At 72.3% G+C, this 18,718-nt stretch carries 13 protein-coding genes; 11 read left to right on the forward strand and 2 right to left on the reverse strand.

The features are described from left to right. Nucleotides 1–110 precede the first annotated feature (110 nt). The 7 genes from pelF to ACZ37P_RS19255 all read left to right on the forward strand — a co-directional run bounded on the left by pelF (nucleotide 111) and on the right by ACZ37P_RS19255 (nucleotide 7,949). The gene (gene pelF / locus ACZ37P_RS19225) at nucleotides 111–1,712 is read left to right on the forward strand and encodes a GT4 family glycosyltransferase PelF (RefSeq protein WP_467347612.1); all 1,602 of its coding nucleotides are present in this window, start codon (nucleotides 111–113) and stop codon (nucleotides 1,710–1,712) included. After that, on the forward strand, nucleotides 1,709–3,442 hold the full coding sequence (locus ACZ37P_RS19230) for a hypothetical protein (protein WP_467347614.1): 1,734 nt from the start codon (nucleotides 1,709–1,711) through the stop codon (nucleotides 3,440–3,442). Before pelF ends, ACZ37P_RS19230 begins: the two co-directional genes overlap by 4 nt. Before the next feature lie 91 nt (nucleotides 3,443–3,533). Continuing rightward, nucleotides 3,534–4,535, forward strand: a complete 1,002-nt coding sequence (locus tag ACZ37P_RS19235; protein ID WP_391160661.1) for a GDP-mannose 4,6-dehydratase — start codon at nucleotides 3,534–3,536, stop codon at nucleotides 4,533–4,535. An 89-nt stretch (nucleotides 4,536–4,624) separates the two neighbouring features. Then, entirely contained in the window at nucleotides 4,625–5,338 is a 714-nt protein-coding gene (locus ACZ37P_RS19240; protein WP_355347729.1) for a sugar phosphate nucleotidyltransferase, read from the forward strand. Between the two features lie 6 nt (nucleotides 5,339–5,344). Next, a complete protein-coding gene (locus tag ACZ37P_RS19245) occupies nucleotides 5,345–6,307 on the forward strand; it encodes an NAD-dependent epimerase/dehydratase family protein (protein ID WP_467347617.1) in 963 nt (320 codons plus the stop codon). Then, the gene (locus ACZ37P_RS19250; protein ID WP_401722698.1) at nucleotides 6,304–6,990 is read left to right on the forward strand and encodes a spherulation-specific family 4 protein; all 687 of its coding nucleotides are present in this window, start codon (nucleotides 6,304–6,306) and stop codon (nucleotides 6,988–6,990) included. Before ACZ37P_RS19245 ends, ACZ37P_RS19250 begins: the two co-directional genes overlap by 4 nt. Then, nucleotides 6,987–7,949: an endo alpha-1,4 polygalactosaminidase gene (locus ACZ37P_RS19255; RefSeq protein WP_401855262.1), complete on the forward strand. Its 963-nt coding sequence runs from the start codon at nucleotides 6,987–6,989 to the stop codon at nucleotides 7,947–7,949. The genes ACZ37P_RS19250 and ACZ37P_RS19255 overlap by 4 nt, the downstream gene beginning before the upstream one ends. Nucleotides 7,950–7,967: 18 nt before the next feature. Here the strand turns inward: ACZ37P_RS19255 and ACZ37P_RS19260 are convergent, their stop codons facing one another. Next, the gene (locus ACZ37P_RS19260; protein ID WP_467347618.1) at nucleotides 7,968–10,598 is read right to left on the reverse strand and encodes a glutaminase domain-containing protein; all 2,631 of its coding nucleotides are present in this window, start codon (nucleotides 10,596–10,598) and stop codon (nucleotides 7,968–7,970) included. A gap of 62 nt (nucleotides 10,599–10,660) precedes the next feature. Then, a complete protein-coding gene (locus ACZ37P_RS19265; RefSeq protein ID WP_467347620.1) occupies nucleotides 10,661–13,105 on the reverse strand; it encodes a beta-L-arabinofuranosidase domain-containing protein in 2,445 nt (814 codons plus the stop codon). Between the two features lie 431 nt (nucleotides 13,106–13,536). Here ACZ37P_RS19265 and ACZ37P_RS19270 point away from each other — a divergent pair, with 431 nt between their 5' ends. The 4 genes from ACZ37P_RS19270 (at nucleotide 13,537) to ACZ37P_RS19285 (ending at nucleotide 18,658) form a co-directional block, all read left to right on the forward strand. Beyond that, a complete protein-coding gene (locus tag ACZ37P_RS19270) occupies nucleotides 13,537–14,628 on the forward strand; it encodes an ABC transporter substrate-binding protein (RefSeq protein ID WP_355347747.1) in 1,092 nt (363 codons plus the stop codon). A 309-nt stretch (nucleotides 14,629–14,937) separates the two neighbouring features. Next, nucleotides 14,938–16,650: a sugar ABC transporter ATP-binding protein gene (locus ACZ37P_RS19275; RefSeq protein ID WP_467347621.1), complete on the forward strand. Its 1,713-nt coding sequence runs from the start codon at nucleotides 14,938–14,940 to the stop codon at nucleotides 16,648–16,650. After that, complete coding sequence (locus ACZ37P_RS19280; RefSeq protein ID WP_355347753.1) at nucleotides 16,647–17,615, forward strand: ABC transporter permease; 969 nt, start codon at nucleotides 16,647–16,649, stop codon at nucleotides 17,613–17,615. The genes ACZ37P_RS19275 and ACZ37P_RS19280 overlap by 4 nt, the downstream gene beginning before the upstream one ends. A gap of 8 nt (nucleotides 17,616–17,623) precedes the next feature. Next, entirely contained in the window at nucleotides 17,624–18,658 is a 1,035-nt protein-coding gene (locus ACZ37P_RS19285) for an ABC transporter permease (RefSeq protein ID WP_467347622.1), read from the forward strand. Nucleotides 18,659–18,718: the final 60 nt, after the last annotated feature.

Raw genomic sequence — 18,718 nt, forward strand, 5'->3', positions numbered from 1 at the left:
GGTACCAGGGCGCCGCACGGTCACCGGCGCCCCGTGACACGAGAACGTCCAGGGGGGACACGATTTCCACGCACAGAATCTTCGGCGCACCGCCCTCGCGCACCGCGCGGGTGACGTTGCTGACCGAGGGCACGTATCCGCACAGCCCCGGCGGGGTCAGCGTGTGGTGCGACCAGTTGGTCCAGGGGATGCCGGACGTCGAATTCTCGGTGATCGCGGTGACGGGCACCGGCCGCGAGACCCCGGTCTGGCCGCTCCCGGCGCAGGTCACCGGGCTCGACGTGGTCCCGCTGTGGGGGCAGGCGCCGGAGGGCAGGGCGCCGCGCGGCCGGGACCGCCGCGCGTTCCTCGCGGTGTGGGAACGCTTTCTGCGGGCGCTGCTGCACGAGGACGGCGCGGACGAGCCGCCGGCCCGCGGCGGCCGGTCCGCGGCGCCCGACGAGGACTTCGGACCCGCGCTGTACGCGCTCGCCGGGTGGGCGGGCATGGGCGCGCTGTCGGCCGGGCTGCGCTCGGAGGAGGCGGTGCGGACGCTGGTCCGGCTGTGGCGCCGCCCCGGTACGACCGTGTCGGCCGCGGTGCCGACTCAGGCCGACGCGCTCAGCGCCGTCGATCTGCTGGAGCACGCGCTGCGCCCGCTGGCCGTGGTACCGCCGCCGGGTCAGGTCGCGCACGCCGTCAGCGGCGGGCTGGCCACGCTGCCGGGACTGGTGGCGCACGAGCGGTACGACACTCCGCTGCTGCTCACCGAGCACGGCGTCTACCAGCGCGAACGCTATCTCGGCTACCGCACGGGCCCGTACCGCTGGCCGGTCAAGGCGCTGCTGCTCACCTTCTTCCGGCTGCTGTCGCGCGAGACGTACCGCAACAGTGCGCTGATCACGCCGGGCAACCGCTACAACCGGCGGTGGGAGGAGCACGGCGGCGCGGCGCCTGACCGGATCCGTACCGTCTACAACGGAGTCGATCCCGGGGCGTTCCCGATGGCCGGTCCCGAGCCGGAGGTGCCGACGCTCACCTGGGCGGGGCGGATCGACCCGATCAAGGACCTGGAGACGCTGATCCGCGCCTTCGCGCTGGTCAGGGCCGAGATACCCGCCGCGCGGCTGCGGATCTTCGGCGGCACTCCGCGCGGCGGCGAGGCGTACCGCGAGCGGTGCGAGGCACTGGCGGCGACGGTCGGCGCGGCCGACGCGGTCACCTTCGAGGGTCGGGTGGACGACATCCGCACCGCGTACGCGGCCGGGCAGGTCGTGATGCTCTCCAGCATCAGCGAGGGTTTCCCCTTCACCCTCATCGAGGCGATGTCCTGCGGGCGGTGCACCGTGTCGACCGATGTCGGCGGGGTACGGGAGGCCGTGGGCGACACCGGTCTCGTCGTGCCGCCGCGCGATCCGAAGGCGATGGCGCGGGCCGCGGTCGAGCTGCTGCGCGATCCGGCGCGGCGCGCCTCGATGGGCTGGGAGGCGCGGCTGCGGGTCATCGACCAGTTCACGCTCCGTCAGACGATTGACGCCTTCCGGGGGATCTACACGGGACTGAGCCGGGTCGAGGACCGCGGCGCGCAGATCTACGGCGGTGTCACCTGGATGTCCCGTGTCTGGCGCGGGGGTTCAGCGGACGCCGAAGCTGATGGACTGTCAACAGCCGCCGCTGAGAACGCCGATGACGTGACAGTCGTCGGTGTGCGGGCTGTCGGGGACGGCCGGTGAGCGGGCCGATGTCCCTGCTCAGCAGGGTCGCGGGCGGCGGTATGGCCGCGCTGCACGAGCTGCCGCGCCCGCGCCGGGTGCCGTCCTGGGCGGTCGGCGACCCGGTCGCGGAGCTGGCGGAGCGGCTGTCGGCGGCGTGCTCGGCGGCCGTGCATCCCGACGAGATCGCGGCGGTGCTGGAATCCGAGGGGCTGACCGACGAGCAGATCACCGGCCGCTACGGGCACCCGGACCTGTTCTCGCTCGCGCGGGAGCTGTTCGAGACGGTGCCGCGGCGCTTCCCCGAGCCCGAGCCCGCCGACGACCCGTGGCAGGTCGACGTGTGGCGCTGCGTACTGCGCGGCCTGACCTTCGCGCTGCCCGGCGTCGCCTATGTGCTCGGCGGGCGCTGGGCGGGCGGCGACGACGGGCCGTTCGGGGTGTCCCGCGCGGTCGCCGCGTGGGGCGCGGCGGCGCTGTGCGGGTGGGGCTGGAACCAGGCGCTCGCGCACCGCGCGCACCTGCACCTCCTCGCCCAGCGCCCGCGGGCCGCCGCGCGCTGCCTGGTCACCGGCGCGGCGGTCGGGGCCTGCCTGGCCGGCGCCGCCGCCGCGGCCGTCGCGGGCCCCGGCCATCTCTCCGCCCTCGCCTTCGCGGCCGGCCAGTCGGTGTACGTCGCGTCCGCGACCGTCCTGCTCGTGCTCGGCCGCGAGCGCTCCCTCCTCTACGTCCTGACGCCGCTCGCCGTCGCGGTCGCCTGCGGGGCCGGCGGCCTGCCGTCGCCCGCTGTCGCCGCCGTCCTGGTCGTCACCGCGGCGGCGGCCGGCGGGGCGGCCCTCGCCACCGCGCTGCGCACCGCCCTGACCGGCGAGCCGCCCGAGCGCGGGCCCGCCAAGCCGCCGCGCGCGCCCTGGCGCGAGCGTGTGCGCGCCGACCGCGGCGCCCAACTGCGCTCTCGCGCAAGCCGGTTCGTCCGCGGGTCCGCCATGACCAATACGGACACCCGCACCACACCCGGCCGATTCGGCCGCAGGGCAGCCGGACCCGGCACGGACACCCCCACCACACCCGGCCGATTCGGCCGCGGGGCAGCCGGACCCGGCACAGACACCCGCACCGGGCTCGTCTCCTCGCTCCGGACCCTGCCGGAGGCGGCCCGGCTGCTGTGGCGGGCCGACGACGGCGTCACCGACGCCAAGGGCCTGTCGCCGTATCTGTCGCTGCCGCACGGGATGGCGGGGCTCGCGGGCGGCGCGCTGGTGGTCGCGGCGGCGCTCACCGGGGAGTTCGTGGCCGCGCTCACGGTGAGCATGGGCGTCGCCGAATGGCTGCTCTTCCGCTTCCGCAGCCGGTGTCTGACCGCCCTGCGCGGGACGACCGTGCACGAGCGGCTGCTCGCCAGGTCGTGGCGCGTGCTGGCGGGCTGTCTCGCGCTCTACGCCGTCGCGCTGGCCGCGCTCGCGGCCGTCGAGGCGGCGGTCGTGCCCGGCGCCGCCGCCTGGAACCCGGCGCACCTGTCGGTGCTGCTGGCCCTCGGCGGCACGCTGTGGCTGTCGCTGCTCCTCCAGTCCTGCGGCCGGGCGTGGACGGGGAGTTACGTGCTCGCCGCCGCCGTCCTGACGGCGGTCGTGCTGCTGGCGGCGCACACCGCGACGGCCGGGACCGTACTCGGCCTGGTCTGCGCGGGAGCCGCCGCCGTCCTGCTCACGGCGGCCTTCACGATGACCGGCCGCGTGACCACCCACCGCTGACCCCGCGTCCGCGGCGCGCACACCCGCGCCGCACACCACCGACCTCCGACCTCACCACTCCAACCGACCCTCCGCAGAAGGAGATTCATCCGTGTCCACCGAGACACCCGTCGCCGTCACCGGCGCGGAAGGCTTCATCGGCTCGCACCTGGTGGAGGCGCTGGTCGCCTCCGGGCGCCGCGTCCGCGCGATGGTGCAGTACAACTCGTTCTCGTCCCACGGCTGGCTCGAAGTGCTCGCGCCCGACGTGCTGGACCGGGTCGAGGTGGTCCTCGGCGACGTCCGCGACTCCGGTTCCGTACGGGACCTGGTCGCCGACAGCGACACCGTCTACCACCTGGCCGCGCTGATCGCGATCCCGTACTCGTACCGCGCGCCGCGCAGCTATGTGGACACCAATGTGTCCGGTACCCTCAACGTCCTCGAAGCCGTAAGGGAGTTCGGCGTCCCGCGGCTGGTGCACACCTCCACCAGCGAGACGTACGGCACCGCGCGGACCGTGCCGATCACCGAGGACCACCCGATCGTCACGCAGTCGCCGTACGCCGCGTCGAAGGCGGGCGGGGACCGGCTGGCGGACAGCTACCACGCCAGCTTCGAGACGCCGGTGGTGACACTGCGGCCGTTCAACACCTTCGGGCCGCGGCAGTCGATGCGCGCGGTGATCCCGACGGTGATCGGCCAGGTCGCGGCGGGCGAGCGGGAGGTGACGCTCGGGGACCTGCGGCCGACCAGGGACTTCAGCTACGTCAAGGACACCGCAGCGGCCTTCGTCGCGGTCGGCACCGCGCCCGCCGAGAAGGTGGTCGGCCGGACCTTCAACGCCGGTACGGGCGGCGAGATCTCGGTCGGCGACCTGGTGCGGCTGATCGGCAAGCTGATGGACACCGAGCTGCTGGTGCGCGAGGACGCGCAGCGGCTGCGGCCCGCCGGTTCCGAGGTCATGCGGCTGGTCTGCGACGCGACCCGGCTGCGCGAGGCCACGGGCTGGCGACCGGCCCACAGCCTGGAGGACGGGCTGGCGCACACCATCGACTTCTTCCGCGACCCAGCCCACCTGGCCCGTTACAAGACCACCGCGTACAACGTCTGACGCCGCCTCATCAGCGCCGCGCCGGGCACCTGTTGACCACTCTCATCGCAGCAGAGAACCGCTGACAACCAACCGCAGGGGGGACCACCATGCACGCAGTCATTCTCGCCGGGGGCAAAGGCGTGAGGCTCCGGCCGTACACCACCGCACTGCCCAAGCCACTGGTGCCGATCGGCGACAGCCACGCGATCCTGGAGATCGTGATGCGCCAGCTCGCGGGCTTCGGCTTCCGCCGCTGCACCATCGCCATCGGCCACCTCGGCAACATCATCCGCGCGTACGTCGGGGACGGCTCCCAGTGGGGCATCGAGGTCGACTACGTGACCGAGGACAGTCCGCTGGGCACGATGGGCCCGCTGCTCACGATGATCGACCAACTCCCCGAACACTTCCTGGTGATGAACGGCGACGTGCTCACCGACCTCGACTTCTCCGCCGTCCTCGACCAGCACCGGGGCACGGGCGCGCCGCTCACCATCGCCACCTACGCCCGTACCGTGAACATCGACTTCGGGGTGCTCAGCACCGACGACGGGCGGGTGGTCGCCTTCACCGAGAAGCCGAGCATGGACTACCGGGTGTCGATGGGGGTGTACGGGGTCTCCCGGAGCACGCTCCTGCGCTACACCCCCGGTCTGCCGCTGGGCTTCGACGAGGTGGTGCTCGATCTGCTGGCCGCGGGTGCGCAGCCGCGGGCCTTCGACTTCGACGGCTACTGGCTCGACATCGGCCGCCCCGACGACTACGACCGGGCGAACGCCGAATTCAGCAGCCGTCGCGGCCTGTTGCTCAAGGGGGCGTGAGGGGACATGACGCGGACGCGGATTCTCGTACTGGGCTGTGGCGGTTTCCTGGGCTCCCGGGTGACCGCGCGGCTCCAGCGGACGCCCGGTGCGCGGATCCTGCGCGGCGGGCGGGGCGCGGGGGACGGCGCCAAGGGCGGCGCGCGGGGCGGTCCGAAGGGCGGCGCCGGACTCGATCTGGCGGCCGACCTGGCGACCGTGCCGGTCGACGTCCTGGCCCGGCGGCTCGCCGCGCTGGCCCCCGACGCGGTGGTCGACTGCGCGGGCGTGGTGGCGGGCCGCGCCAGCACGCTGTGCGCGACCAACGCGCGGGGGCCGGCCGCGCTGTGCGAGGCGATGGCGCTCGCCACGCCGTCGGCGCGGCTGGTGCACCTGGGCTCGGCGGCCGAGTACGGACCGGCGGAGCCCGGCGCCGCACTGGCGGAGTCGGCGCCCGCCCGGCCGGAGGGCGTCTACGGGGCGGCCAAGCTGGCGGGCACCCTCGCCGTGACCGGCTCGGGCCTCGACGCGGTGGTGCTGCGGGTCTTCAACCCGGTCGGCGCGGGCTCGCCGACCTCCGGGCTGCCCGGCAGGCTGGCCGCCGCCTTCCGCGAGGCGCCGCGCGAAGGGGTGGTGCGCACCGGCAGTCTGGCCGCGTACCGCGACTTCGTCGCCGCGGACGACGTGGCGGACGCGGTGGCCCTCGCGGTGGCCGCGCCCGGCTCGGTGCCGCCCGTGGTCAACATCGGCTCGGGCGAGGCGACCCAAGTGCGCATGCTGGCGGCGGAGTTGGCCTCGGTCAGCGGCTTCACCGGCCGGCTGGAGGAGTCGGGGCGGGGCTCGGAGCGCTCGGCCGGGGTGTCCTGGCACCAGGCGGACATCACGCTCGCGGCGTACGCGCTGGGCTGGCAGCCCACGCGGACGCTGCGGGACGCGCTCACCGCCCTGTGGGCGGCGGTGCCGGGCGAGCCGGTCAGGATCTCACCGTGAGCCATGGCTCCCCCGCGCCCTCCGCGGGCTCGCTGCTCGTGCCGCTGTACGTCCACCCGGCAGTGGACCCGGCCGCGTGGCAGGCCCTGGAGGACGCGGCACCGGCCCTGTACGGGGTGGTGCTCAACGCCGCGGACGGTCCCGGCGACCGGCCGGACCCGGTGTACACGCTCGCCGCGCGGCGGTTGCGGGAGGCCGGGGCGCCGGTGCTCGGCTATGTCGACACCGACTACGCGGCCCGCCCGGCGCACACGGTCTACCGCGATCTGCGCAGGCACCGGGCCTGGTACGCCACCGACGGCGTGTTCTTCGACCGGGTGGCGTCCGACGCGCGGCGGATCCCGTACTACCGGTGGCTGGCCAGGACGGCCCGGCTCTGCGGGGCGCGGACGGTGGTGTTCAATCCAGGGGTGCACCCCGATCCCGGCTACGCCCGTCTCTGCGACCTGCTCGTGACCTTCGAGGGGACCTGGGACGACTACCAGGGCGCGGGCGTGCCGCGCTGGACGGCCGGGCATCCGGCCGAACGGTTCTGCCATCTGGTGTACGGGGTGCCCGACGGTCTCGCGGGGCGGGCGGCCCGGCTGGCGGCGCTGCGCGGTGCGGCCGTGCGCTGCGCGGTCCCCGGTCTGCCGCCCAATCCGTGGCGGACCGCGCCCGTCCCGATCGGAGGAAACGTATGACCGCCCGCCGTACGGCGCTGAATCTCACCGTGCGCACGGTGACCGCCGCCCTGCTGCTCGTGCTGGCGGCCTGCTCGTCGTCGGGTGACGGGGACGGTGGCGGAGGTGGAGGTACGGACGGCGGGGGCACGGCGGGCGGCAGTCCCTCGGTGACCGCGTCCGGGCCCGCGAAGGGCGCCGCGTCGAGCCCCGCCACGACCGGCCCGGCGAGCGCCCCGGAAGGTACGCCCACGCACGCGGCGACCGGGCGGGGCGCGCCCGCGTACTGGCATCCGCGCGCCCGCACTCCCTGGCAGTGGCAGCTCAGCGGCACGGTCGACACCTCGGTGGACGTACCGGTCTACGACATCGACGGCTTCGAGAACGGCGCCGAGGTGGTCAGGAAGCTGCACGCGGCCGGGCGCAAGGTGATCTGCTACATCAACGTCGGGGCGTGGGAGTCCTTCCGCCCCGACAGCGGGAAATTCCCCGCGTCGGTGCGCGGCGAGGGCGACGGCTGGGACGGCGAACGCTGGCTGGACATCCGCCGGGTGGACGTCCTGCGCCCGCTGATGGCCGCCCGCTTCGACATGTGCCGCGAGAAGGGCTTCGACGCGGTGGAGCCCGACCTGATGGACGGCTACGCGAACACCACCGGCTTTCCGCTGACGGCCGCTCAGCAGATCACGTACAACCGGATGATCGCCGACCTGGCGCACGAGCGTGGGCTGGCCGTCGGTCTGAAGAACGACGTAGGCCAGGTGGCCACGCTCGTGCGGTACTTCGACTTCGCGGTCAACGAGGAGTGCGCGCAGTACGACGAGTGTGCGCAGATGGCGCCTTTCATCGCGGCGGACAAGCCGGTCTTCCACGTCGAGTACAAGCTGAAGGCCGGTCAGTTCTGCTCTCAGGCGAGGAAGTTGGGGCTCAGTTCGATGGTGAAGCACCTTTCGCTGGACGCGTGGCGCGATCCCTGCTGAGCGGTCGGGCGAGGGCGCTCAGATCATCCGCCACAGGTGGTCGGCGCTGCCGTTGTCGGTCCACTGGGTGACCTGGGCGGCGTCGGCCTGGGACATGCCGTCGACCGCGAGGACCTTGCCCGAGCGGACGTTGACGATCTTCTTCCAGCCGTCGCCGTTGTCGACGATCCGCCACAGGTGGTCGGGCGTTCCGTTGTCCTGGTACTGCTGGACGTGGGCGCCGTCGTCGAGGCTCTGGTCGTGGACGGCGAGCGCTTTGCCGCTGTTGCGGTTGATGATGCGTACGGTGCCGTCGCCGTTGTCGAGCACGGTCCAGACGTGGTCGGCGGTGCCGTTGTCGGCGTACTGGGTGACCTCGGCGGTGTCGGCGCGGGACATGCCGGAAACGGCGAGCACCTTGCCGGAGTTGCGGTTCTGGATCCGGCACCACACCACGGTGGACGCGGCGGGTTTCAGGAGCAGGGCCAGCGCGCCGCCCACCACCGGGCGGGCCTGGAAGCCGCGTTGGGCGGCGCTGGCCACGGTGTACCAGTCGCTGAACGGGACGCGCTGTCCGGTGGTGTCGGCGTAGGCGTAGACGCCGTTGACGAGCAGGTCGCGGACGCCGGGCCGGTCGGCGAGCCAGGCCGCCGTCCACAGTTCCCAGTCGGCCTTGGTGTAGTCGTTGCGCGGGTCGAGTTCGATGCCGTAAGTGCCGGCGTGGGAGGCGTACCAGTTGGCCTCCTGTTCGGCGAAGCCGACCGGGACCAGGTCGAGGCCGAGCAGCCGGTCGGGGAAGCCGTTGTACTTCAGGCTCCAGGTGCCGTCCTGGTCGTAGGCCAGTTTGAGGTGGGTGCCGGAGGAGTCCTGGGCGAGGGTGGTCCACTGGCTGAGGTAGCCGCGGGAGACCGAGCGGTAGCGGGCGGCGTCCGCGGTGTTGCCGGTGGCGGCGGCGATGACGCCCATCGCGCCGATGCCGACCATGCCCTTGAGCGCGAGGTTGGCGCTGTGCGCGATGAAGCCGGTGAAGTCGTCGGTCTGGTTCTGGTAGCCGGGGTCGAGGGTGTTGGCGACCAGGTACTCGGCCCAGCGGCGCAGCACCGCGTAGTGGGCGGCGGCGTATGACGCGCCGTCAGCGGTGGGCAGCCGCTGGACGATCGCCGCGACCATGATGAGCATGTTCGCGGACTCCTCGACCGGCATGCTCTCCTCGTTGCCGTCGGCGCGGCCAAAGGCGTTGGGGTAGGTGCCGAGGTCGTGCGGTGCGAAGTCCTGTGACCAGCCGCCGTGTTCGACGTAGTGGAAGAGCGGTTCGAGCACCAGTCGCAGGTAGGCCGGGGAGAGGTAGAGGTAGGCGGGGAAGGCGGGGTAGATCACGTCGACGGTGGACATGTCGCCGTTGGAGGAGATCTCCTTCAAGAACGCCCAGGGGCCGCCGTCGCGGTCGACCAGTTCGGTGCCCGCGACGGCCTGGCGCAGCGCGAGGGCGCAGACGGCGGCGTAGTGGTCGCCGGTGCTTCCGCCGCCGGCCGCGGTGACCGCGTCGTCGTGGATCTTCTGGTCGAGGGCGGTCGCGGCGGTCAGCGCGGCGCCGCGGTCGGCGTCGAACCAGTCCACCATCGCGGTCCAGGAGCTCCAGTAGTGCGTCCACCAGGGCTGGAGTTGTGCGCCGAGGTGGGTGACGGCGGGGGTGCGGACATGGCCGAGGACGACGGTGAACTCCGCCGACGGTGTACCGGAGTCGACGGTGCCGAAGTCCCGGTTGAGGCCGAGCACCGGCCATCGGTCGTTGATCGCGCGCGGCTTGGCGGTGTCCACCGAGCCGTCGAGCCGCCCGGTGCCCGCCGAGGCCGCGCGCACCACGGTGTCCTGGCCGATCTGATGGGTCACCGCGCCGCCGGTGGCGGTGGCCAGCACGAGCCGTCCCCAGGACGCCTGGTCGCCGCTCTCCTGAAGGACGCCCGGGGTGGCGGGTTCCGCGCTGAGCACGGTCATCCGGCCGGTGGTCGTGCGGTCCCACGTGATGGGCGTGGCGACGTTGTTGTGCACCCACTCGCCGGAGGCGTCGAGGTGGACGTCCACGGTGTGGGAGCGGCCGTCGTTGCTCGCGGCCCGCACGGTGACGTAGCTGAGCGGTACGCACTGGCGCTGGAGATCGCCGACGTCGACGGGTGAGAAGAAGGTGACGGTGAGCGTCACGCCGCCGCCGCTGAGCTGGTAGACCGAGCGGGTGGCGGTGAGTTGCAGCGACACCTGCTGCATGGTGGTGAGCGCGGGGCCGCCGGGCAGCGCGGGGTTGCCGAGGAAGACGTAAGCCGCGCCGTCGATCCGGGCGAGACCGCACAGCGCGGTGACGTGGCCGGTCCAGAAGGCGGGCCAGGTCCCCGCGAGGTTGTCGGCGGGCAGCCAGGTCGACAGGTACGGCGAGCGGACGGCCAGCGGTACGGCGGGCGGGCGCAGCGGGCTGAAGGTGGAGGCCGCCGCCTGGGCGGCGTGCGGGGCCGCGCCCGGAACGGCCGTCGCGGTGACGGCGTTCGCTGTGGCGGCTTGTGCGGGCACGGCGGCGAGCCAGCCGCCGGTGGCCGCGGCGGCGGTCAACGCGCCGCTCCAGCGCAGGAGTTCGCGGCGTCCGGGGCGGGCGTGCGGGGTCGCGGAGTCGTCGGGGGTCACGGGAGTCCGTCCTCAGAGGTGGGGGGAAGGAGAGCGGAGCGGGGGTGGGGGGAGCCGGGGGCTCAGCGCAGTTGCCACAGGTGGTCGGCGGTGCCGTTGTCGTCGTACTGCACGACCGGCGCGCTGTTGGCCGTCGACATCAGGTCGACGCCGAGCACCTTTCCCGAGTTCTTGTTGCGGATGCGGTACCAGCCGTCGCCGTTGGCCACGAGCTGCCACAGGTGGTCGGCGGTCCCGTTGTCGTCGAACTGCACCACCTGGGCGCTGTTCGCGGTCGACATCAGGTCCACGCCCAGCATTTTCTGCGAGTTGAGGTTGCGGATGCGGTACCAGCCGTCGCCGTTGTCGACGAGCTGCCACAGGTGGTCGGCGGTGCCGTTGTCGTCGAACTGCACGACGTGCGCGCTGTTCGCGGTCGACATCAGGTCGACGCCCATGACCTTGTTGGAATTCTTGTTCCAGATCCTCAGGTAGTCGCCTGCCGGTGCCCACGGGGTGCCGTTGGGGGTGGCGGTGGGGAAGGCGGAGATCCGCAGCCGGGCGGCGCCCATCGGGATCAGTGTGACGGTCTCGACGGCCGCGGTGCTGCGGGCCGGGCTGGTCTGGAGCGGGTTGACGACCTGCTGTCCGTCCGCCTTCCACTCGGCGATACGGCGGGCGGGCACGGTGATCCGTACCGGCGTGCCGTCGTGCGTGAAGGGGTTGGCGGCCAGTGAGCCGCCCGACTTGGTGAAGGACGGGGACCCGGAGTCGAGCGCGAGCCCGTAGTTCCAGGGTGTGGTGGCGTGCACCTCGTACTCGGGGAACTCGGCGTTGCCCGCGTACCGCACATAGTTCTCACCGATGTTCAGCGCGTACGTGAGCGGTCCGTGGTCGACGGAGACGGCGCCGTGGTTGGCGGACCAGGTGCGGACGGTGGTCTGCTGCGGGAGCTGGACGGTGACGGTGTCCCCGCTGTTCCAGGTGCGGCTGATCTTGGTGAAGGCGGGTCCCGAAGGGGCGCTGACCGCTTGGCCGTTGACGGTGACGCGCGGGGCGGAGCACCAGCCGGGGACCCGCAGGTACAGCGGGAAGGCCAGGGCGCGCGGTGCGGTGATCTTGAGCGTGACCGTGTCCGCGAAGGGGTAGTCGGTGGTCTCGGTGATGGTGACCGAGGTGCCGTCGGCGACCTTGGCCGTGACGCTGCTCGGTGCGTACATCGCGGCGGCCAGGCCGTTGTCGGGGGTGGCGAGCCACAGCTCCTCGGTGAAGTACGGCCAGCCCATGCCGTAGTTGTGCGGGCAGCAGCGGTACTGGTCGACGCCCGGCTGGAAGGACTGCATGGCGAAGCCGTTCTGGAACTGCCCCTGCGTCTTAGGGGTGTTGTTCAGATCGACGCTGTTGGCGCTGGTGATGTAGTGCACGCCCTTGCCCGCCGGGTCGAGGGCCGCGGGCAGTGAGTTGAATGCCAGGTCCTCGCAGCGGTCGGCCCACAGCGGGTCACCGGTGATCCGGGCCAGCAACTGGTGGCTGGCCATGAACTCCACGATGCCGCAGGTCTCGAAGCCCTGCCGGGGGTCGCCGAAGCCGGGTCTGGCGTTCTCGTCGCCCGCGAAGCCGCCGCCGGGGAACTGGCCGTAGGCGGACATCACCGCGGTGTAGTTCTGGTAGGCGGCCTGGGTGAGGGCGTTGGACGGCGAGCGGAGCGCGTACTGCGCCGGTTCCCTGAAGCCCTGGGCGATGTTGACGTTGTGCAGCGACGGAAGGTTGTTGACCCAGTTGGCGCCGCCCGCGTGGATCTTGTCGGCGAGGTCGAGCAGATAGCTCTCGCCGGTGCGGTTGTAGAGCCAGAAGACGCTGTCCAGGCCGTCGCCCCAACGCACCGACACCCAGCTCTGGTTGAAGGCACCGGGGCCTTGGGCGTTCATGTAGCGGAAGAAGGCGGACAGCAGCGGGATGATCCTGGTGTCCCCGCTGTACTCCTGCCAGTTGCGCAGTGCCCAGGTCAGCGGGAGGAACGGCCAGAAGTCGGGGCCGCCGCCGAGCGAGGTGCGCAGGGCCGTCGGGCCGAAGAAGCCGTCGGACTGCCGGGTGGCCACGATGGCGTCGATCCAGCGGCGTACGGCGGCCAGCGCGGTGGCGTCCTGGGTGAGCACGGCGAGGTCGACATAGCCGCGCAGCCAGTACGGCACTTCCTCCCAGCCGGCGCGGTCAGGGTGCGCCCAGCCGCTGTTGTCCATGGCGAGGAAGTGCGAGATGTCGGCGTACCGGCCGCACAGACCGGCGAGTTGGAGGCGCAGTTGGCCGTCGAGCCAGCCGCGCGCGGTGACGGCGCCGGGCGGCAGCCGCAGGAAGGCGGTGGGGGCCAGCGGTGCGGCGTTCGGCGCGTAGAGGCCGCCGCGGGCGGGGGCGACCCGGGCCGCGGCGGGGGTGGGGGCGGCCTGGGCGCCGCCCGCGAACCGCAGTTGGAGCCCTGCGGTGCCGGCGGCGAGTGCGGTGAGTGCGAACTGACGACGGTTCAGGGGCATGGGGGGTGGCTCCTGGTGGCTTCGGGTGGGGCGCTGCGGGGGCGCGAACCCTGGCGGCGACGGTCCTTCCAACGTTGGAAACGGCGGTGCCACCCGGAATGACAGCACGCAGGGATGGGCATGTCCAGAGCAGCGACAGAAGTCGTACGGGCCTGTCGGGGTTGTTGCCTGAGCACGGATCACAGCGGTGGGAAGCATTTTGGAAACATCGGGAACGACGGGTTGTCGAGGTGCCGCCGCGCGTATATAACGTTGTAAAGCCGAGGGAGGGAACGGGCGTTCCCACCCCCGGAGCGCCGCCATCTCCGCACGCCATACCGCCTCCTCGGGGAGCCCGGACCGGACCCCGGAAGCGCACCCGCCCCGGCACGGAGCCGGACCCACGTACGACTCGACGGCCGCTGCCGTCGCGACCAAGGAGTGTCGTGAGCATGACGAACCACAGAACCCGCGCACTGGCCGCCACCTGTCTGCTGCTGGCCACCGCAGGGCTGGCCGCCACCGGCTGCTCCAAGTCGGAGTCCAGTGACAAGGGCGCCTCCCCCTCCGGCTCGGACCAGGCGGCGCAGCAGCAGGTCACCACGGACCCGACGGCGTCCGGCGCGGGCTGCACCCTGACGGCGTACGGCGCCCCCAAGCTCGACCTGAAGAACGCGGTGGTGGGCTTCTCCCAGTCGGAGAAGGAGGACAACCCGTTCCGTATCGCCGAGACCCAGTCCATCAAGGACGAGGCCGCCAAGCTCGGCGTGAAGAAGCTGCTGACCACCGACGCGCAGTCCCAACTCCCCAAGCAGATCAGCGACATCCAGGACATGCTCGCGCAGGGCGCGCAGCTCCTGATCGTCGCGCCGCTCAACTCCGACGGCCTGGACCCGGCGCTGAAGGCCGCCGCCGCCAAGCACGTGCCGGTGATCACCATCGACCGGAAGATCAACGCCACGTCCTGCAAGGACTACGTCACCTTCCTCGGCTCGGACTTCGTCGAGCAGGGCAAGCGCGCGGCGGACGCCATGATCAAGGCCACCGGCGGCAAGGGCCAGGTCGCGATCCTGCTCGGCTCCTCGGGCAACAACGTGACCACCGACCGCACCAAGGGCTTCGTGGACGAGATCGCCGCCAAGGCGCCCGGCCTGAAGGTCGTCGCCCAGCAGACCGGTGACTTCACCCGTGACAAGGGCCAGCAGGTCATGGAGCAGCTCATCCAGTCCAAGCCGGGCATCACCGCGGTCTACGCGGAGAACGACGAGATGGGCCTCGGCGCGGTCACCGCGCTCAAGAGCGCGGGCAAGAACCCGGGCAAGGACGTCAAGGTCGTCTCGGTCGACGGCACCCGCAACGCCGTGCAGGCGATCGTCAACGGCACGTACAACGCGGTGATCGAGTCCAACCCGCGCTTCGGCCCGCTGGCCTTCGCCACCGCGCAGAAGTTCTACAGCGGCGAGGCGATCCCGGAGAACGTCATCATCTCGGACCGCGCCTACGACGAGTCCAACGCCAAGGCGTCGGTCGGCGGGGCGTTCTGACCCTCGGTCAGGAGGAATCGGTGGCGCGGCTCCCCCCGCGCCACCCCTCGGACAGGCGTACGGCGGGGTGCCTCCCCGCCGTACGCCGCACCATCGGCGGGTCGGCCCGCCGGGCTGTCGAGCCGGTGGGGGCGCCTGAAGCCCGTACGACCACAGGGCCGCCGCCTGCCGGGCCGCCCCATTCGTAGAGCCTGCCCAACCCGTAGAGCCCGCCCAGCCCGTAAGAGCCCGCCCCACCAGTAGAGCCCGTACAGCCCGTCAGCCCCTAGAAGAGTTCCCGCTTCCCCGCGACCCCGGAAGGCCACGACCATGGCACCACCCGAAGCCGCCGCGGCCCAGTCCGCGCCGCCCGGTCCGCCGAGCCCGCCACCGGCGGCCGGGGCCGTACTGGAGGCCGTCCGCGTCAGCAAACGCTTCCCCGGCGTGGTGGCGCTCGACGACGTCTCCTTCACCCTGCGCGAGGGCGAGATCCACGCGCTGGTCGGGGAGAACGGCGCGGGCAAGTCGACGCTGATCAAGCTGCTCACCGGGGTCTACCGGCCCGACGACGGCGAACTGCGACTGGCGGGCGAGCCGATCGCCTTCCACCACCCGCACGAGGCGCAGCGGGCCGGGATCTCGACCATCTACCAGGAGGTGAACCTGGTCCCGCTGATGAGCGTGGCCCGCAACATCTTCCTGGGCCGGGAGCCGAAGAACCGCTTCGGGCTGATCGACTTCCCCCGGATGCACCGCGAGACCGCGGAACTCCTCGGCGGATTCGGCATCACCGCCGACCCGCGCCGCCCGCTGCACACCCTGGGCATCGGCACCCAGCAGATGGTCGCGCTCGCCCGCGCCGTCTCCGTGCGGGCCCGGGTGGTCGTCATGGACGAGCCCACCTCGTCGCTCGAACCGCGCGAGGTCGAGACGCTGTTCCGGGTGATCCGTGAGCTGCACGAGCGCGGCATCTCGATCCTGTACGTCAGCCACCGGATGGACGAGCTGTACCGGATCTGCGACCGCGTCACCGTCCTGCGCGACGGCCGCCTCGTGCACAGCGGCGACCTGGCCGACACCGACCGGGTGCGGCTGGTCTCGCTGATGCTCGGCCGGGAGATCGCCGAGGTCCGCAGGCACGGTGCCACCAGCTTCGGCGAGGGACACACCGCCGAGCGCCAACCGGTGCTCACGGCGCGGGGACTGACCCGCCGTCACCTGCTGCACGACATCGGCCTCGACCTGCGGCCCTGCGAAGTGCTGGGCCTCGGCGGCCTGTTGGGCTCGGGGCGCAGCGAGACCGCCAAGGCGCTGTCCGGGGCGCTGTCACTGGACAGCGGCGAGGTCACCGTCGGCGGGCACACCGTGCGCCGCCTCACCCCGTCCGCCGCGATCAGGGCCGGGGTCAGCCTGCTGCCCGAGGACCGCAAGGCCGAGGGCATCGTGCCCGGCCTCTCGGTCCGGGAGAACATCGTGCTGGCCGCGATGCCCCGGCTGTCCCGCGCCGGGATCGTGTCCCGGCAGCGGCAGGACCGGATCGTCGACATCTTCATGAAGCGGCTGCGGATCAAGGCCGCGGGCCCCGAGCAGAAGGTCGGCGAGCTGTCCGGCGGCAATCAGCAGAAGGTGCTGCTGGCCCGCTGGCTCTGCCTGGAGCCGAAGGTGCTGCTGCTGGACGAGCCCACCCGCGGCATCGACGTCGGCGCCAAGGCCGAGGTGCAGTCGCTGATCGACGACCTCGCGGGAGAGGGCCTGGCCGTCCTGCTGATCTCCTCCGACATCGAGGAGCTGGTCGAGGGCGCCGACCGCATCGTGGTGCTGCGCGCCGGAGCGGTGGCCGGTGAGCTGACCGGCGACGACGTCGAGGAGAGCGCGTTGCTCGCCGTACTGGCGGAGACCGGGGACGACGACAGCGCCGCCGCGCCGGACACCGACCCGGAACCCGCGGACGCGGACCCGGAGCCCGTACCCGCCGACGCAGAGCCCGCACCCGCTCCCGCGGCGGAATCCGGCTCCGCCACCGCGAAGGAGGACCCGCGATGACCTCGGCCCCGTACTCACTCCCGCGCGGCCTGGACCGGTCGCGGATCGCGGACTGGCTCCAGCGGTACGGCGTGTACGCCGCGGTCGCCGCGCTGCTGGTCTTCAACGGCGTCTTCACCGACCACTTCATGACGACGGACAATCTGCGCACGCAGCTCGTCCAGGTCTCCCCCGTCGTCATCGTGGCACTGGGCATGGCGCTGGTGATCGGCACCGAGGGCGTCGACCTGTCGGTGGGCTCCACGATGGCGCTGGCCAGTTCCGTGCTGCCGCTCTACCTCGGATACGGCCTGCTGCCCGCGCTGTCGGTGGCGCTGCTCGCCGGTGTGCTCGTCGGCCTGATCAACGGCTCGCTGGTGTCGCTGGTCGGGCTGCAACCCATCGTGGCCACCCTGGCGCTCTTCGTCGGCGGCCGGGGCCTGGCCCTGGTCATCGCCGACGGGAAGCTCAAGCAGATCGAGAACCAGAATCTGCTGGACCTCGGCACGAACAGCGTGCTCGGCGTCCCGATCGTCGTCCTGATCGCGGGCGTGCTCGCGCTGTTGGTCGCCTTCCTGGTGCAACGCACCACCTTCGGACGCCAGTTGGTGGCCATCGGCGGCAACCGTGCCGCGGCCAGGCTCGCCGGACTCCCCGTCAAACGGGTGCTGATCGGCGTGTACGTGCTGTGCGGGGTGCTGGCCTCGCTCGCGGGTGTGCTCGCCACCGCGCGGCTGACCGCCAGCGACCCGTCCTCGCTGGGCAATCTGATGGAGCTGTCGGCCATCACCGCGGTCGTGGTCGGCGGCACCCCGCTGACCGGCGGCTCGGTACGCGTCCTCGGCACGGTGTTCGGCGCGCTGCTGATGCAGCTCCTGCACGCCACGCTCGTCACCCACAATCTGCACGACTCCACCGCCCAGATGGTCCAGGCGGGCATCATCCTCGTCGCCGTCTACGTCGCCCGGGAGCGTCGATCCCGATGAAAGCCCTCGTGAAAACAGCCGCCCCCGCTCCCGCGCTCGCCGTGGCCGGTGACGCGCCGCTGCCGGTGAGCGCGGAGTCGCGCCCCTCCGGGCGGCAGCGCGCCGCCGAACTCCTCCAGCGCCAGGGCGTCCTGGCCGTCCTCGTCCTGCTCTGCCTGATCTCGTCCTTCGTCTTCGACTCCTTCGCCACCCTCGACAACACGCGCGGCATCACCATCCAGGCGTCGTTCCTGTCGATCGTCGCGCTCGGCATGACGATGGTGATCGTCACCGGCGGCATCGACCTGTCGGTCGGCTCGGTCTTCGCGCTCGGCGGTGTACTGGCCGCGTGGGCCTCGCAGTACGGATTCCTGCCCGCGCTGCTGGTGCCGCTCGTGGTGTGCGGCGCGATCGGCACCTTCAACGGACTGCTGGTCGCACGGGCCGGGATGGCCCCGTTCATCGTGACGCTGGCCTCGCTGCTCGGCGCGCGCGGGCTGCTGCTCGCGCTCACCCACGAGGGCGCCACCACGTATCTCGTGCCGCGCGGCTCGGCCTTCCAGGAGCTGGGCGGCGGCGCGGTGTGGGGCTTCGGCTACCCGGTGCTGATCGCGCTGGCCCTGTTCGGGGTCGGCGGCCTCGTGCTCCAGCGCACCTCGTTCGGCCAGGCGCTGTTCGCCGTCGGCGGCAGCGGTGACGCGGCGCTGCTGATGGGGCTGCCGGTGGCCCGTACGAAGGTGCTGGTCTATACGCTCAGCGGGCTGCTCGCGGGGCTGGCGGGCGCGTTGAACGCGGCCCGGCTGTCCTCGGGTGTGACCATCATCGGTGTCGGCATGGAGCTGGACGCGATCTCCGCGGTGGTGATTGGCGGCACGCTGCTGGTCGGTGGCGCGGGTTCGGTGTCGGGCACGCTGTGGGGCGTGCTGCTGCTCGGTGTGATCCAGAATCTGATCAATCAGATCGGTTCGCTCAACTCCTCCTACCAGTCGGTGGTCAGCGGCGGCTTCCTGATCGTGGTCGTCGTCGCCCAGCGCTATCTGTCGGCCGCCCGCCGGGGCACCTGACCGGGCCGGGAGGGGCCGTCCGCGATCCGCGGGACCGGCTCCAGCACACTGAGGCCGGAA

Source organism: Streptomyces sp. NPDC024632 (assembly GCF_055559175.1).

Bases quoted from the DNA above. Each gene is read 5' to 3' on its own strand.
- ACZ37P_RS19240 (WP_355347729.1), top strand. From the start codon at position 4,625: ATGCACGCAGTCATTCTCGCCGGGGGCAAAGGCGTGAGGCTCCGGCCG.
- ACZ37P_RS19245 (WP_467347617.1), top strand. From the start codon at position 5,345: ATGACGCGGACGCGGATTCTCGTACTGGGCTGTGGCGGTTTCCTGGGC.
- ACZ37P_RS19255 (WP_401855262.1), top strand. From the start codon at position 6,987: ATGACCGCCCGCCGTACGGCGCTGAATCTCACCGTGCGCACGGTGACC.
- ACZ37P_RS19265 (WP_467347620.1), bottom strand. From the start codon at position 13,105: ATGCCCCTGAACCGTCGTCAGTTCGCACTCACCGCACTCGCCGCCGGC.
- ACZ37P_RS19270 (WP_355347747.1), top strand. From the start codon at position 13,537: ATGACGAACCACAGAACCCGCGCACTGGCCGCCACCTGTCTGCTGCTG.
- ACZ37P_RS19275 (WP_467347621.1), top strand. From the start codon at position 14,938: ATGGCACCACCCGAAGCCGCCGCGGCCCAGTCCGCGCCGCCCGGTCCG.
- ACZ37P_RS19280 (WP_355347753.1), top strand. From the start codon at position 16,647: ATGACCTCGGCCCCGTACTCACTCCCGCGCGGCCTGGACCGGTCGCGG.